Raw genomic sequence first — 725 nt, forward strand, 5'->3', positions numbered from 1 at the left:
GGATCGGCTGTGTCGACGTCGGTGTCGTGGCCGGAGCCGGCGAGGCGCTGGTGGTCGGCTTCGTCGACGGCGTCGGAGCGACGCCGGGAACAGCCGTCGAGACGGCCGTGGCTTCCAATGCGCGGCAGCCATAGCGTGAGGCGAGGCTGGTTGCCAGGTCTCCCCCGGCCTGATGCCAGCCGACTACGGCGTCGACCCGGTTGTTGGTCAACGCATCACCGTAGAGCGCAACAGGATCCAGTGCCAGCACCGAGGCATCGATGCCGACGTTGCGGAGTTGATCGGCGGCGGTATTGGCCACGGCGACCGAGGTCGGATCGTTGGACGCCACACCCAGCACCAACGACAACGGAGCGCCGTCCTTGGTGATGTGCTGCCTACCGTTGTCGGGCGCCGGCGGCTCGCCGGGCGCGGGCGGCTCGGCCACAGGCTCGATCTGGTAGCCCGCGCCGCGCAACAGATCCAGCGCGGCCTCCCGCGACATCGCCGGAGGCGCTGTCGGTACGTAACCGGGATCCGATGGAGAGCGCACCTGTGCCTGCGCCAGCGTCACGGTGTTGTCGTCACCCGCACCCACCGACGCCAGCAGGTCGACGTCGATCAAGCCAAGGATCGCCTTGCGCACCTGGGCTTGCTCCAAGGTCGGCTGCCCACCGCGCAGGGTCAACTGCATCACTCGCGGGGTCACGATTCTGGCAGTGCGGACATCCGGGATCGCGCTCAGC

Annotated in this window: 1 protein-coding gene; it reads right to left on the bottom strand. The window is 68.8% G+C overall.

Features of this window, described 5'->3' with window-relative positions:
* Positions 1–673: ABC transporter substrate-binding protein (locus RM844_RS32050; protein WP_311670969.1), on the bottom strand; the 673-nt coding region annotated here is incomplete at its 3' end.
* Positions 674–725: the final 52 nt, after the last annotated feature.

Origin of the sequence: Streptomyces chisholmiae, assembly GCF_031845445.1 — a bacterium.
Lineage (GTDB): Bacteria > Actinomycetota > Actinomycetes > Streptomycetales > Streptomycetaceae > Streptomyces > Streptomyces chisholmiae.